Genomic DNA, 13,794 nt, shown 5'->3' with positions numbered 1-13,794 from the left:
GGCAACATCAGCCGATCGGCAGCCAGGTCCCGCCGACACGTCGGACGGCCGGTCCGTGTCCCGGCAGCACGAGCGCCGGGAACGGCAACGCCCGTGCCGACTCGAGCGCGCGGTCCTGGTCGGCGGTGAAGAACGGCGTGATCATCCGCGGCCGCGGGGCCCACGACCCCGGCTGGGTGTCGTGCCGACTGACGACCGCGTCGCCCGTGACGATCGCGTCCGCCGCGGGCAGCAGGTACGCGGTCGAGCCGTCGGTGTGGCCGACGGCCGGGAACGGCGAGATCGCCCGACCCGCGAAGTCCGCACCGGTGAACGCCCGAGCGGACGGCACGGTCGTGGGGCGCAGGGCGTCGGATCGGATCGCCCGCGCCAGCCAGGCGAGCACGCGGGGGCTGGCGAGCCGGCCGCCGATCTCCGCCGGGGTGACCTGCTGCCGCTCGGGTCCGCGCACGTTGGCGAGCTCATCGGCGTGGGCGAGCACCTCGACGTCGGGGTACCGCTCGAGGATCCCGGGGATGCCGCCGACGTGGTCGACGTGTCCGTGCGTGACGTAGACGCGACGCAGGTCAGCCGGGTCGTGCCCGGCGGCGCGCACGGTGTCGAGCACGAGGTCGGTGTCGGCCGGGTAGCCGGCGTCGATCAGCGCGACGCCGTCCTCCTCGACCAGCACCACCCAGTTGGACACGGGGCCCTCGACGAAGACGACTCCGGGGGCGACGGACACGACGGAACGGGGTTCGCGCGGGCTCATCCCTCGACGGTACCGTCCGCCGACCGTCGGGCCCGGGTCTGCTCCGCCCGCTCCGCGAGCTCCGCGTCCGCCGGGTAGCCCACCTCGGTCAGCGTCAGTCCCTTCGCCGGCGCCGTCTTGAAGGCGCTCGTGCGCTCCTCGGCGACGCGCAGTTCCTCGAGGCGGTCCGGGCCGAAGCGGCCCTCGCCGACGGCGATGGTCGCGCCGACCATGGCCCGCACCATCGAGTGGCAGAAGGCGTCGGCCTGGAGGCGCGCCACCAGCACGCCGTCCGGCTCGCGGTCCCAGCGGAACTGCTGCAACGTCCGGATGGTCGTCGCCCCCTCGCGCGGCTTGCAGAACGTCGCGAAGTCGTGCAGCCCGAGCAACGTCAGCGCACCGCGCTCCATCGCTGCCGGGTCGAGCCGCGCCGCGTGCCAGACCGTGTGCCCACGACGACGTGGATCGCGCGGGGCGTCGGCGTCCGCGATCCGGTACTCGTACCGACGCCAGAGCGGGGAGAACCGGGCGTCGAACCCCGCGGGTGCCACCGAGGCACCGGTGACGACGACGTCCCCCTCGGGTGCCGCGATGCCGTTGACCCGCTTGAGCAACCCGTCGAGCGGTGACCGGCCCGTCCCGCGCTTGGCGGTGAGCGCTGCCCACTGTTCTGCAGACAGGTCCAGGTGCGCGACCTGCCCGGTGGCGTGCACCCCGGCGTCGGTGCGTCCGGCGACGGTGAGCAACGGCGGCTCGCCCCAGCGGGTGAACACGGTGCCGAGTGCGGCCTCGAGGGCGCCCTGGACGGTCCGGAGTCCGGGCTGCCGGGCCCACCCGGAGAACGCCGCCCCGTCGTAGGCGATGTCCAGCCGGAGCCGCACGTCGCCCGTGCTGTCGGGGTCCTGGAAGCCGACCGTCTCGTCCACGTGACCACCGTAGCGGGGGTGATCCGTGCCTCCCGGCCCGCGCTCGGTCTGCCGGACGGCGGCCGCCCGTACCCGCTCAGCCGCGCGGACGGCCGAACGCCGACGGACCGGTCCGGGTGTCGAGGTCGTCGGTGGCGCGTCGCTCGGACTCGACGATCCCGCGCAGGGCGACGAGCGCGGCCGAGGTGACCGCGACGTGCGAGGGGTTCTCGCGCGATGCGTCGAGCGCGCTCTCGAGTCGTGCGATGGCCTCTTCGGCCTGGTCCTCCGGGGAGTCGCCGCGGATCGTGCTCGCGATCTTCCGCAGTGCCTCGGCGATGGGGGTGGCGAACGCGGGGTCGGGACGCCCGACGCCCTCGGACACCGGGCCGGAGCGTGCGACGAGCTCGGTGAGGTCGGTCGTGTACCAGGCGACCCGCTCCAGTGCGCGGAAGCGTCCGCCGTCCTTCTGGAGCCGCGCTCGCGACCCGCGCAGGGCACCGCGGGGGTTGAGTCGACGGCTCTCGTGCGCGATCGCCACCCGTGACCGGACGTCCGCGATCGCACGGTCCAGGCGGTCCTGCTGGTGGTCCCACGCCTTCTCGTCGCGCTTGCCCTCCTCGAGCACGGCTGCCAGCCCGTCGAGGTGGTCCGCCAGCACGCCGTTCACCGCGTCGATGCGGTGTTCGGCGTCCCAGAAGTGCAGCGGCGGGAACACCAGGAAGTTGACCAGCAGCCCGATCACGACGCCCACCGCCATCTGCACGAGGTACCCGAGCGAGTAGCCCTCGGCGTGCGCACCGCCGACGAGCAGGACGAAGAGCGCCGCGGTGGACACCCACGAGCTGCCCTCCCCCAGCACGCGGAACCCGCCGACCAGCACCCCGACGCCGACCGCGAGCGCGATCGCGAGGAAGCCGGGATCGCCGACCCACATCGTGAACGCGGCGATGAGGATGCCGAGGGCGATCCCGACCAGGGTCTGCACACCGCTCCGGATGCCCGCGAACACCGTCGTCTGCATCGCGACGACGGCGCCGAGTGGTGCGTAGTACGGGTACTCGGCCGCGACGCCCGGGATGTGCCGCGCCACGAACCAGGCGATCACCGCGGCGGCGGCGGCCTTGCCGGCGTGCAGCAGGCGCGGCTGTGTGCCCGAGGTCCGGCTCCACCGCCAGACCCGGGTCCCCAGACCCGCAACGTGCTGGAACGCCATGACTTCCTTCCGTCGCACCCGGCCCGTGACGGTACGCCGAGCAGTCGGTGTGCACGACCAGCCTCGGACGCGAGGAAGCCCCCGCGACCTGGGTCGCGGGGGCTTCCTCGTGGTGGTGCAGCGCCCCGGAGGGCACCGGACTACTTGGTGTCGGCGTCGTCCGACTTCTCGGCGGCGTCGGCCTCGACCTCGGCAGCAGCCTCGGTCTCGGACTCGGTCTCGACCGGGGCGGACTCCTCGGTGGTCTCGGTCTCTTCGACCGGGGCCTCCTCGGTGGTCTCGTCGGCGGCGGGCTCGTCGACCGGGGCGGCAGCAGCGGCCGGAGCCGAGTTGCGCTTGACCGGAGCGGGCGTGCTCGAGACGGGCTCGAGGACAAGCTCGATCGACGCCAGCGGGGCGTTGTCGCCCTTGCGGAAGCCGAGCTTCGTGATGCGGGTGTAACCGCCCTGGCGGTCCTCGACCTGGGGAGCGATCTCGGTGAACAGCGTGTGCACGACGGACTTGTCGCGCAGGATGCTGATCACACGACGACGCGCGTGCAGGTCGCCGCGCTTCGCGAACGTGATGAGACGCTCGGCGACCGGGCGGAGGCGCTTGGCCTTCGTCTCGGTGGTCGTGATGCGACCGTGCGTGAAGAGGGCGTTGGCGAGGTTGCTCAGGAGCAGGCGCTCGTGGGCGGGACCGCCACCGAGGCGGGGGCCCTTGGTGGGCTTCGGCATGTCAGTTCTCCAGTGGTGAAAGTGGTGCGCGCGGTGTCAGCGCGCTTGCGCGTGAGCGCGAGGTCAGTTGTTGGACTCGTCCTCGTCGTACCCGCTGTAGAAGTGGGCGCCGTCGAATCCGGGGACGGTGTCCTTGAGGGACAGGCCGAGCTCGGTGAGCTTGTCCTTGACCTCGTCCACCGACTTCTGACCGAAGTTGCGGATGTTCATGAGCTGCGTCTCCGACAGGGCGACGAGCTCGGACACCGTGTTGATGCCCTCCCGCTTCAGGCAGTTGTAGCTGCGGACCGACAGGTCGAGGTCCTCGATCGGGGTCTGCAGTTCGTTCGAGAGCACGGCGTCGACCGGCGCGGGGCCGATCTCGATGCCCTCTGCCGCCGTGTTGAGCTCGCGAGCGAGCCCGAACAGCTCGACCAGCGTGCGACCGGCCGACGCGATGGCGTCGCGCGGCGTGATGGCCGGCTTCGCTTCGACGTCGACGACCAGGCGGTCGAAGTCCGTGCGCTCACCGGCACGCGTCGCCTCGACGCGGTAGGTGACCTTCAGGACGGGCGAGTAGATCGAGTCGATCGGGATCTGACCGGCTTCGCTGAACTCGGAACGGTTCTGCGTCGCCGAGACGTAGCCACGGCCACGCTCGATCGTGAGCTCGAGCTCGAAGCGCGCGGTGTCGTTCAGGGTCGCGATGACGAGTTCCGGGTTGTGGATCTCGACGCCGGCCGGAGCGGAGATGTCCGCCGCGGTGACCTGACCGGCACCCTGCTTGCGCAGGTACGCCGTGATGGGCTCGTCGTGCTCGCTGGAGACGACCAGGCTCTTGATGTTGAGGATGATCTCGGTGACGTCTTCCTTGACACCGGGAACGGTGCTGAACTCGTGGAGGACGCCGTCGATGCGGATGCTGGTGACAGCCGCGCCGGGGATCGAGGAGAGGAGCGTGCGGCGCAGCGAGTTGCCGAGGGTGTAACCGAAGCCCGGCTCGAGCGGCTCGATGACGAAGCGCGAGCGGTGCTCGGAGATCGGCTCCTCGGTCAGGGTGGGGCGCTGTGCAATGAGCACTGTGGGATTCCTTTCGGCGAAGTGTCCGCTATATGACACTTGGCGGTACGACGGGGCCGCATGGGCCCCGACGGGTCTGTTGAGTTGTGATCACGCGCACACACGTGCGCGATCGAACGACCAGGAATGGCCGCGGGCCCTGCCCGCCCTCGCCGGAACGGATCCGGTCAGGGGACGAGCAGGGCGCGGCCGGTTGCTCCTCGCGTCAGACGCGACGGCGCTTGGGCGGGCGGCACCCGTTGTGCGCCTGCGGCGTGACGTCGTTGATCGAGCCGACCTCGAGGCCAGCGGCCTGGAGGGAGCGGATCGCGGTCTCGCGACCCGAACCCGGGCCCTTCACGAAGACGTCGACCTTCTTGACGCCGTGCTCCTGCGCCTGACGCGCAGCGGACTCGGCAGCGAGCTGCGCCGCGAACGGCGTCGACTTGCGCGAACCCTTGAAGCCCACGGCACCCGAGGACGCCCAGCTGAGGACGGCACCCGACGGGTCGGTGATGCTGACGATCGTGTTGTTGAACGTGCTCTTGATGTGGGCCTGGCCCACAGCGACGTTCTTCTTCTCCTTGCGGCGCGGCTTGCGCGCGGCAGTCTTGGGGGTAGCCATCGGGGTCTCCTATCGAGCCTTCTTCTTGCCTGCCACGGTGCGCTTCGGTCCCTTGCGGGTACGAGCGTTGGTCTTGGTGCGCTGACCGCGCACCGGGAGACCACGACGGTGGCGAAGACCCTCGTAGCTGCCGATCTCGACCTTGCGGCGGATGTCGGCGGCGACCTCACGGCGGAGGTCACCCTCGACCTTGAAGTTGCCCTCGATGAAGTCACGGAGGGCGACGAGCTGGTCGTCGGTCAGGTCCTTGACGCGGATGTCACCGGAGATACCGGTCTCCGTCAGTGCCTGGACGGCGCGGGTACGGCCGACGCCGTAGATGTACGTGAGTGCGATCTCCACGCGCTTCTCGCGCGGGATGTCGACGCCTGCTAGACGTGCCATGTGATGGCTGCTCCTGTTGTCGATGGAGGTGTGGCGCAGTACCGGTGCTCGGGCCTCCGCCCCGAGGTGTCCCCCGGTCGTCGTGCGACCGGGTTCTGGTACTGCGTTGTCGATCTTCAGTTGTGGGTCGTGCTCGAGCAGCCTGGTGTCCGAGGGACACCGTCGGCGCCGGTCACGCGCCCGGGACTAGCCCTGGCGCTGCTTGTGACGCGGGTTGCTCTTGCAGATCACCATGACGCGGCCCTTGCGGCGAATCACACGGCAGTGTTCGCAGATGGGCTTGACGCTGGGGTTGACCTTCATGGTTCTTTCCTCGTGCTCGCTGGCTTCGTGCTCGGCAGGATTGCCGTGCCGTTCCTTTCCAGCTCGCGGATCACTTGTAGCGGTAGACGATCCGGCCGCGGGTCAGGTCGTACGGGCTCAGCTCCACGATCACGCGGTCCTCGGGGAGGATGCGGATGTAGTGCTGGCGCATCTTCCCGGAGATGTGCGCGAGGACCTTGTGTCCGTTCGTCAGCTCAACGCGGAACATCGCGTTGGGCAGAGCTTCGAGCACCGAGCCTTCGATCTCGATGACGCCGTCTTTCTTGGCCATAGCCTCACTGTCGCTTGGTTGTGGAACAGGTGTGATCCCCGAACCGGTCTGCGGGTCGGTCGCCACACCCGAGAGGGCATGACACACCAAAGGTCGATCTTATGTGGTAAACCCGCAATTGCCAAGTGGGGACGCGGAACACCCCACGTCTGGGGCTTCCGGGGCCGTGCCTGAGCGTTGCACAGTGGTTTGACGGCGCGCTCCGGGCGCACACATGCGCGCGAACCGTAGTTTTGCTCCGCAGCCACGTCCGTCGCACCAGCAGCTCGCGCCGGACCACCGAACGGAGAACACGTGCCCGACGCCACCCGACGCCCCTTCGCCAGCCACGGCAAGCAGGCCCGTCGCCGGGGTTGGGGCACGCTCGTCACCGTCGTCGCGTCCGCGGTCGCCGTCCTGCTCGTCAGCGGCACGAGCGTCGCCGCGATCGCCGGGGCACAGCTCGCCACCGCGCCGCAGACCGTCGCGCTGAGCACCGACGACCAGAGCACCGCGAAGACGGCGGACATCTCGGCGATCAAGGGCGGGGCGAACATCCTGCTCATCGGGAGCGACACCCGGGTCGGCCAGTTCGACTCCGACGAGGACGTCGAGGGCGCCCGCAACGACGTCACGATGCTCATCCACATCTCGGCGGACCACCAGCAGCTCACCGCGGTCAGCTTCCCCCGTGACCTGATGGTCCCCATCCCGGCCTGCACGAACCCCGCGACCGGCACGACCTACCCGGCGTCCACCTCGGCGATGTTCAACACCGCGCTCGGCAACGGCGGTGTCTCGTGCGTCGTGGACACGGTGGAGAACCTGACCGGTCTGAGCATCCCCTACGCCGGGCTCATCACCTTCGACGGCGTGATCGAGATGTCGAACGCCCTCGGGGGCGTGGACGTCTGCGTCGCCGAGCCGATCGACGACACGTTCACCGGCCTGCACCTCACGACGGGCTCGCACTCCCTCGAGGGCTCGGACGCCCTGGCCTTCCTGCGCACCCGCCACGGGGTCGGCGACGGCAGCGACCTCGCCCGCATCAGCTCGCAGCAGGTGTTCCTGTCGGCGCTCCTCCGCAAGGTCACCTCGGACGGCACGCTCTCGAACCCGATCACGCTCTACAAGCTGGCCGGCGCCGCCCTGTCCAACATGACGCTGTCCGACGGCCTGGCCCAGACCGGCACCCTCGTCAAGCTCGCGGCAGCCCTGCGCGGGATGAGCACGGCCAACATGCTCTTCGTGCAGTACCCGGTGGCCGACGACCCCGCCGACAACGCCCGCGTGATCGTCGACCAGGAGACGGCCCACACCCTGAACGTGGCGCTGCAGAACGACGTCCGGTCGTCGCTGAGCGACTCGAGCACCGGTCGCGCCTCCGAGGAGTCGCCGTCGAGCGGCGGGACGTCGAGCAGCACCGGGTCGTCCGGCTCCTCGGGGTCGTCCGGCACCTCGGGTTCGTCCGGGACCTCCTCCGCCGGCACACCGTCGGCGACGCCGAGCGCGACCGCAACGCGGACACCGACCGCGTCGGCGACGCCGCTGCCCTCGTCGATCACCGGGCAGAGCGCCTCCGAGGAGACCTGCTCCGTCGGCAACTGACGCGACGGCGCGTGCGCCCGGCGGTGGTCGGGTGGGTCCACGCGACGTCGCCGAGGCGGCGGACGCCAGCCGGGCCTCCTGGCCGTCGCATCGTGCGGAGACACCCAGCGTGGGCACCGCGTGCGGACTGGAGGCCCGTCCTACGGGATCGGGACGGGCGTCACACCCAGCGGGGCCAGGCCCCGAGCGCCGCCGTCGGCGGCCGTGAGCACCCAGATGCCGGCCGCGTGCACCGCGACGCTGTGCTCCCAGTGCGCGGCGTCGGAGCCGTCGAGCGTCCGGACCGTCCACTCGTCGTCGTCCGTCGAGCTGTCGATCGCGCCGGCCGTGACCATCGGCTCGATGGCGACCACCAGCCCCGGCTTGACGGCAGGTCCGGCACCGCGCACGCGGTAGTTGAAGACCGGCGGTTCCTCGTGCATCGACCGACCGATGCCGTGGCCGGTGTAGTCCTCGACGATGCCCCACGCGCCGGTCTCGTCGATCGCGTCCTCCACGGCGGAGCCGACCTCGTGCAGGTTCGTCGCGTGGGCGAGCGCGGCGATGCCGTGCCAGAGCGACCGCTCGGTCGTGTCGCAGAGCGTCTGACGGGCTGCGGTGACCGCAGCGTCGCCGCCGGGGACGACGGTCGTGAACGCGCTGTCGCCGTTCCAGCCGTCGACCTCGGCACCGGCGTCCACCGACACGATGTCGCCGGGCGCGAGCACGCGCTCACCGGGGATCCCGTGCACGATCTCGTCGTTCACCGACACGCACAGCGTGTGGCGGTAGCCGGGCACGAGCTGGAAGTTCGGGACTCCCCCGCCGTCACGGATGGTGCGCTCGGCGATCGCATCGAGTTCACCGGTGGTGATCCCCGGACGGATCGCTGCACGGACGGCGTCGAGCGCCTCGGCGGTCAGCAGGCCCGGCCGGACCATCGCCCGGAGCTCGTCCGGGGTCTTGTAGATCGAGGGCTTCTTGAACCGCACCACGCTGGTCAGACGGTCGCGGAGAGCCCGCGGCCCGCCAGTGCCGTCTGGATGCGGTCGCCGACCTCGTCGATGGCACCGAGGCCGTCGACATCGACGACGAGGCCGCGCTCGCCGTACGCCGCCACGATGGGCGCCGTCTGCTCGGCGTAGACCTGCTGGCGACGACGGATCGTCTCCTCGTTGTCGTCGCTGCGGCCCTGGTCCTCGGCGCGCTTGAGCAGGCGACCGACGAGCTCGTCCTGGTCGGCGACGAGCTGCACGACGGCGTCGATCCCGGTGCCCTGCTCAGCGAGCAGTGCGTCGAGGTACTCGACCTGACCGACCGTGCGCGGGTAGCCGTCCAGCAGGAAGCCATGCTCGGCATCGGGCTCCTGCAGGCGGGACTTCACGAGCTCGTTCGTCAGGGAGTCCGGCACGTAGTCGCCGGCGTCCATGATCGCCTTCGCCTGCACACCGAGGGGCGTGCCCTCTGCCACGTTCTTGCGGAAGATGTCCCCGGTCGAGATCGCGGGGATCCCGAAGGAGTCGGCGATGCGGCCGGCCTGGGTGCCTTTCCCGGCTCCGGGAGGTCCGACGATGATGAGACGTGCGCTCAACGGAGAAGCCCTTCGTAGTGACGCTGCTGCAGCTGCGAGTCGATCTGCTTCACGGTCTCGAGACCGACACCCACGATGATGAGGATGCTCGCGCCACCGAACGGGAAGTTCTGGTTCGCGCCGAACAGCGCCAGTGCTGCGAGCGGGATGAGCGCGATGAGACCGAGGTAGAGCGATCCGGGCAGCGTCACCCGGGTGAGGACGTAGTCGAGGTACTCGGCGGTCGGACGACCGGCACGGATGCCGGGGATGAACCCGCCGTACTTCTTCATGTTGTCGGCGACCTCTTCGGGGTTGAAGGTGATCGCCACGTAGAAGTAGGTGAACCCGACGATGAGCAGGAAGTACAGGACCATGTAGAACCAGTTGTCACCCGAGGTCAGGTTGTTCTGGATCCAGGTCACCCACGCGGCCGGCTCGGAGCCGTCCGAAGGCTGGTTGAACTGCGCGATCAGGGCCGGCAGGTACAGCAGCGACGAGGCGAAGATGACGGGCACGACGCCGGCCATGTTGACCTTGATCGGGATGTAGGTGTTGTTGCCGCCGTACGTCCGTCGCCCGACCATGCGCTTGGCGTACTGCACGGGGATCCGCCGCTGTGACTGCTCGACGAACACGACGGCCATCATGATCACGAGTCCGACCAGGATCACGAACAGGAAGAGCTCGAACGACTGCGACTGCTCGATCGCCCAGAGCGCCGACGGGAACTGCGCCGCGATCGACGTGAAGATCAGGAGCGACATGCCGTTGCCGATGCCGCGCTCGGTGACGAGCTCGCCCATCCACATGATGAGACCGGTACCGGCGGTCAGCGTGACGACCATCAGCATGATGGCGTACCAGCTGTCGTTCGAGATGATCGACGTGCAGGACGCGGAGGCGTTGGTGCCGAACAGGGCGCCGGAGCGGGCGACCGTGATCAGGGTCGTGGACTGCAGCACACCGAGCGCGATGGTGAGGTAGCGCGTGTACTGCGTCAGCTTCGCCTGGCCCGACTGGCCCTCCTTGTAGAGGGTGTCGAAGTGCGGGATGACCACACGCAGGAGCTGCACGATGATCGACGACGTGATGTACGGCATGATGCCGAGCGCGAAGACCGAGAGCTTCAGCAGCGCGCCGCCGGAGAAGAGGTTGATGAGGTCGTAGAGACCGCCGGAGGACGACGCGCTGGCGAGACAGCTCTGCACGGCGGCGTAGTCGACGAACGGTGCCGGGATGTACGACCCGAGACGGAACAGCGCGATGATCGCGAGGGTGAAGCCGATCTTCTTGCGAAGATCAGGGGTGCGCATGATGCGCGCGACCGCTCTGAACACGATGACTCCGAACTTGTGGGACCGGGGCCGTCGATCGCGGCCGGACCGGTTTCGGTCGGCAGGGCCGACCCGGCTGGCGGATGCCGGCCACTGTCAAGGAAACCGTAACGGCGGCCCGTGCGCAAACGCACGGGCCGCCGACGGGGGTTACTGGGAGACGGTGCCGCCAGCAGCCACGATCTTCTCGGCTGCGGACGCCGAGACCTTGTCGACCGTGACCGTGATCTTCACGGTGATGTCACCCTGACCGAGAACCTTGACCTTCTCGTTCTTGCGGACGGCGCCCTTGGCGACCAGGCCCGCAACGGTGACGTCGCCACCGTCGGGGTAGAGCTCCGAGATCTTGTCCAGGTTCACGACCTGGTACTCGACCCGGAACGGGTTCTTGAACCCGCGGAGCTTCGGGGTGCGCATGTGCAGCGGCATCTGCCCACCCTCGAAGCCGACCCGGACCTGGTAACGGGCCTTCGTGCCCTTGGTACCACGCCCAGCGGTCTTGCCCTTCGAGCCCTCACCGCGACCAACACGGGTGCGGTCCTTCTTGGCGCCCTCTGCAGGACGGAGGTGGTGCAGCTTCAGCACCTGCACGCGCTCGTTCTTCTCGTCGCTCATGCGTCGACCTCCTCGACCTTCACGAGGTGCGCCACCGTCGCGATGTACCCGCGGTTCTGGGAGTTGTCCTCACGCTCGACCGAACGGCCGATGCGCTTGAGGCCCAGGCTGCGCAGGGTGTCGCGCTGGTACTGCTTCTCGCTGATAACGGACTTGATCTGCGTGATCTTCAGCATCGCCATCACGCACCTGCCTTTTCGGTCGCGGCACGCAGGGCTGCGGCCTCGGCCTGGAGCAGACGGGCCGGGACGACCCGCTCGACGTCGAGGCCACGACGGCTCGCGACGGCGCGGGGCTCCTCGAGCTGCTTCAGGGCCTCGACGGTCGCGTGCACGATGTTGATGGTGTTCGACGAGCCGAGCGACTTGCTCAGGACGTCGTGGATGCCGGCGCACTCGAGCACGGCGCGGACCGGACCACCGGCGATGACACCGGTACCGGGGCCGGCCGGACGCAGGAGGACGACGCCAGCGGCGGCTTCACCCTGCACCGGGTGCGGGATCGTGTTGCCGACGCGGGGGACGCGGAAGAAGTTCTTCTTCGCCTCTTCGACACCCTTGGAGATCGCCGTGGGGACCTCCTTGGCCTTGCCGTAGCCGACGCCCACGAGGCCGTTGCCGTCACCGACGACGACGAGCGCCGTGAAGCTGAAGCGACGACCACCCTTGACGACCTTCGAGACGCGGTTGATGGTCACCACGCGCTCGAGGAACTGGCTGTCGCCACCGCGGTTGTTGCGGTCGCGGCCCTGCTGACGGTCACGACCGCCACCACGACGGCCACGGTTGTCAGCGGAGTCGCGGTTGTTGGACGCGGAGCCCGCGGCGGTCTCGACCGGACGCTCGGCGACGGCAGGTGCCTCCGCCTCCTTGCCGGTCTTGGCGCCCTCGGTGGTCGCCTCGGCGGTTGCGTCGGTGGCCGTGGCCTCCGTGCTCGCCTCGGTGGTCTCCGTGGTCTCGACAGCCTCGGTTTCCGTGGCCTCGACGGCCTCGGTCTTGGCGTCTTCGTTGGTGTTCGCGTTGTCGCTCACAGGTTCAGCCCTCCTTCACGGGCACCATCGGCGATCGCGGCGACGCGACCGGCGTACTTGCTGCCACCGCGGTCGAAGACCACGGCCTCGACGCCAGCCGACTTCGCGCGCTCGGCGAGGAGCTCACCGACGCGACGGGCCTTGGCGGTCTTGTCGCCCTCGAACGAGCGGAGGTCTGCCTCCATCGTCGAGGCGCTTGCGAGGGTGTGACCCTTCGAGTCGTCGATGACCTGCACGAACACGTGACGCGACGAGCGGGTGACGGCGAGACGGGGACGAGCCTCGGTGCCGGTGATCTTCTTGCGGAGACGGTTGTGACGACGCGCCTTGGCGGCCGCCTTGCTCTTGCCTCGTGTCTTGAGGAGTCCCATGATCACTTACCTGACTTTCCGGCCTTGCGGCGCACGTTCTCGCCGGCGTAACGGACACCCTTGCCCTTGTAGGGCTCGGGCTTCCGGAGCTTCCGGATGTTCGCGGCGACCTCGCCGACAGCCTGCTTGTCGATACCGGCGACGGTGACCTTGTTGTTGCCCTCCACCGCGAAGCTGATGCCCGCCGGCGGCTCGACCGTGATCGAGTGGGAGTACCCGAGGGCGAACTCGAGGTTCGAGCCCTTGGCCGCGACACGGTAACCGGTGCCGACGACCTCGAGGCCCTTGGTGTAGCCCTGGGTCACGCCGATGATGTTGTTGGCGATGAGGGTCCGGGTCAGTCCGTGGAGCGAACGCGACTCGCGCTCGTCGTCCGGACGGGTGACGAGGACCTGGTTCTCCTCGACCTTGGCCTGGATGGGCTCCGCGATGACGAGCGCGAGCTCGCCCTTCGGGCCCTTGACCGCCACGTTCTGACCGTCAACGGAGACGGTGACGCCGGCGGGGATGTCGATGGGGAGACGTCCGATTCGTGACATTGTCGATCACCACACGTAGGCGAGGACTTCCCCACCCACGCCCTTCTGCTCGGCTTCGCGGTCGGTCAGGAGGCCGGAGGAGGTCGAGAGGATCGCCACGCCGAGGCCACCGAGGACCTGGGGGATCTCCGTCGACTTCGCGTAGACCCGGAGGCCCGGCTTCGAGACGCGCTTGATGCCGGCGATCGAACGCTCGCGCTCGGGGCCGTACTTCAGGTCGATGGTGAGGGTCTGCCCGACTCGGGCGTCCTCCACCTTCCACTCGCTGATGTAGCCCTCACGCTTGAGGATCTCGGCGATGTTCTTCTTGAGCTTGGAGCTCGGGAGCGCGACTGCGTCGTGGTGCGCGGAGTTCGCGTTCCGCAATCTGGTCAGCATGTCTGCGACCGGATCGGTCATCGTCATGATGTTCGTCCATTTCTCGCCTGGTTTCGACACCCGTTCCACGAATGCCGACCTGAGCGATCGAGTGATCCCGGGGCGGTTCCCCGAGATCGGTGTGTTCGTGCGTGCGGGCCGGAGGACGTGAATCCTCCGGCCCGCACCGCCCGAAG

General features: G+C 69.2%; 19 protein-coding genes. 1 reads left to right on the top strand and 18 read right to left on the bottom strand.

The genetic code is table 11. The annotated features are described in order from the left end of the window. Window positions 1-7: 7 nt before the first annotated feature. The 9 genes from DEJ02_RS05405 to infA form a co-directional block, all read right to left on the bottom strand. Window positions 8-751: an MBL fold metallo-hydrolase gene (locus DEJ02_RS05405; RefSeq protein ID WP_111032250.1), complete on the bottom strand. Its 744-nt coding sequence runs from the start codon at window positions 749-751 to the stop codon at window positions 8-10. Beyond that, window positions 748-1,656 (bottom strand): tRNA pseudouridine(38-40) synthase TruA, encoded by a 909-nt coding sequence (truA, locus tag DEJ02_RS05400; protein ID WP_181440277.1) that lies wholly within the window; start codon window positions 1,654-1,656, stop codon window positions 748-750. The genes DEJ02_RS05405 and truA overlap by 4 nt, the downstream gene beginning before the upstream one ends. 76 nt (window positions 1,657-1,732) lie before the next feature. After that, window positions 1,733-2,869 (bottom strand): aromatic acid exporter family protein, encoded by a 1,137-nt coding sequence (locus DEJ02_RS05395; protein WP_146249218.1) that lies wholly within the window; start codon window positions 2,867-2,869, stop codon window positions 1,733-1,735. A gap of 122 nt (window positions 2,870-2,991) precedes the next feature. Further along, window positions 2,992-3,570, bottom strand: a complete 579-nt coding sequence (gene rplQ, locus DEJ02_RS05390; protein WP_071245471.1) for a 50S ribosomal protein L17 — start codon at window positions 3,568-3,570, stop codon at window positions 2,992-2,994. A gap of 63 nt (window positions 3,571-3,633) precedes the next feature. Further along, window positions 3,634-4,629, bottom strand: coding sequence for a DNA-directed RNA polymerase subunit alpha (locus tag DEJ02_RS05385; protein WP_017885506.1), 996 nt, complete (start codon window positions 4,627-4,629; stop codon window positions 3,634-3,636). A gap of 205 nt (window positions 4,630-4,834) precedes the next feature. Next, window positions 4,835-5,233: a 30S ribosomal protein S11 gene (rpsK, locus tag DEJ02_RS05380; protein ID WP_017885507.1), complete on the bottom strand. Its 399-nt coding sequence runs from the start codon at window positions 5,231-5,233 to the stop codon at window positions 4,835-4,837. Between the two features lie 9 nt (window positions 5,234-5,242). Further along, the gene (gene rpsM, locus DEJ02_RS05375) at window positions 5,243-5,617 is read right to left on the bottom strand and encodes a 30S ribosomal protein S13 (RefSeq protein WP_017885508.1); all 375 of its coding nucleotides are present in this window, start codon (window positions 5,615-5,617) and stop codon (window positions 5,243-5,245) included. 186 nt (window positions 5,618-5,803) lie between these two features. Then, window positions 5,804-5,920, bottom strand: coding sequence for a 50S ribosomal protein L36 (gene rpmJ / locus DEJ02_RS05370; RefSeq protein WP_022903266.1), 117 nt, complete (start codon window positions 5,918-5,920; stop codon window positions 5,804-5,806). 70 nt (window positions 5,921-5,990) lie between these two features. Beyond that, entirely contained in the window at window positions 5,991-6,212 is a 222-nt protein-coding gene (infA, locus tag DEJ02_RS05365) for a translation initiation factor IF-1 (protein WP_017885509.1), read from the bottom strand. A gap of 294 nt (window positions 6,213-6,506) precedes the next feature. Between infA and DEJ02_RS05360 the strand changes: the two genes are divergently transcribed. Continuing rightward, window positions 6,507-7,799 carry an LCP family protein gene (locus DEJ02_RS05360; protein ID WP_111028974.1) on the top strand — a complete coding sequence of 431 codons (1,293 nt, stop codon included), beginning with the start codon at window positions 6,507-6,509 and terminating at the stop codon, window positions 7,797-7,799. Window positions 7,800-7,939: 140 nt separating this feature from the next. Here the strand turns inward: DEJ02_RS05360 and map are convergent, their stop codons facing one another. The 9 genes from map to rpsH all read right to left on the bottom strand — a co-directional run bounded on the left by map (window position 7,940) and on the right by rpsH (window position 13,645). Continuing rightward, entirely contained in the window at window positions 7,940-8,719 is a 780-nt protein-coding gene (map, locus tag DEJ02_RS05355; protein ID WP_375342362.1) for a type I methionyl aminopeptidase, read from the bottom strand. A gap of 59 nt (window positions 8,720-8,778) precedes the next feature. Further along, the gene (locus DEJ02_RS05350) at window positions 8,779-9,369 is read right to left on the bottom strand and encodes an adenylate kinase (RefSeq protein ID WP_110863215.1); all 591 of its coding nucleotides are present in this window, start codon (window positions 9,367-9,369) and stop codon (window positions 8,779-8,781) included. Further along, window positions 9,366-10,688 carry a preprotein translocase subunit SecY gene (secY, locus tag DEJ02_RS05345; RefSeq protein WP_027466722.1) on the bottom strand — a complete coding sequence of 441 codons (1,323 nt, stop codon included), beginning with the start codon at window positions 10,686-10,688 and terminating at the stop codon, window positions 9,366-9,368. Before secY ends, DEJ02_RS05350 begins: the two co-directional genes overlap by 4 nt. Before the next feature lie 147 nt (window positions 10,689-10,835). Then, window positions 10,836-11,300 carry a 50S ribosomal protein L15 gene (rplO, locus tag DEJ02_RS05340; protein ID WP_027466723.1) on the bottom strand — a complete coding sequence of 155 codons (465 nt, stop codon included), beginning with the start codon at window positions 11,298-11,300 and terminating at the stop codon, window positions 10,836-10,838. Beyond that, window positions 11,297-11,482: a 50S ribosomal protein L30 gene (gene rpmD / locus DEJ02_RS05335; RefSeq protein WP_017885515.1), complete on the bottom strand. Its 186-nt coding sequence runs from the start codon at window positions 11,480-11,482 to the stop codon at window positions 11,297-11,299. The genes rplO and rpmD overlap by 4 nt, the downstream gene beginning before the upstream one ends. After that, entirely contained in the window at window positions 11,482-12,330 is an 849-nt protein-coding gene (rpsE, locus tag DEJ02_RS05330; protein ID WP_071406161.1) for a 30S ribosomal protein S5, read from the bottom strand. The genes rpmD and rpsE overlap by 1 nt, the downstream gene beginning before the upstream one ends. After that, on the bottom strand, window positions 12,327-12,701 hold the full coding sequence (gene rplR, locus DEJ02_RS05325) for a 50S ribosomal protein L18 (protein ID WP_111032247.1): 375 nt from the start codon (window positions 12,699-12,701) through the stop codon (window positions 12,327-12,329). Before rplR ends, rpsE begins: the two co-directional genes overlap by 4 nt. A 2-nt stretch (window positions 12,702-12,703) precedes the next feature. Beyond that, window positions 12,704-13,240: a 50S ribosomal protein L6 gene (rplF, locus tag DEJ02_RS05320; RefSeq protein ID WP_017885518.1), complete on the bottom strand. Its 537-nt coding sequence runs from the start codon at window positions 13,238-13,240 to the stop codon at window positions 12,704-12,706. Between the two features lie 6 nt (window positions 13,241-13,246). After that, the gene (rpsH, locus tag DEJ02_RS05315) at window positions 13,247-13,645 is read right to left on the bottom strand and encodes a 30S ribosomal protein S8 (RefSeq protein ID WP_111032246.1); all 399 of its coding nucleotides are present in this window, start codon (window positions 13,643-13,645) and stop codon (window positions 13,247-13,249) included. Window positions 13,646-13,794: the final 149 nt, after the last annotated feature.

Source organism: Curtobacterium sp. MCLR17_042, from assembly GCF_003234695.1.
Taxonomy (GTDB): Bacteria; Actinomycetota; Actinomycetes; order Actinomycetales; family Microbacteriaceae; genus Curtobacterium; species Curtobacterium flaccumfaciens.
Note: the sequence above shows the minus strand (reverse complement) of the source record. Positions and strands in the feature narration are given on the sequence as shown.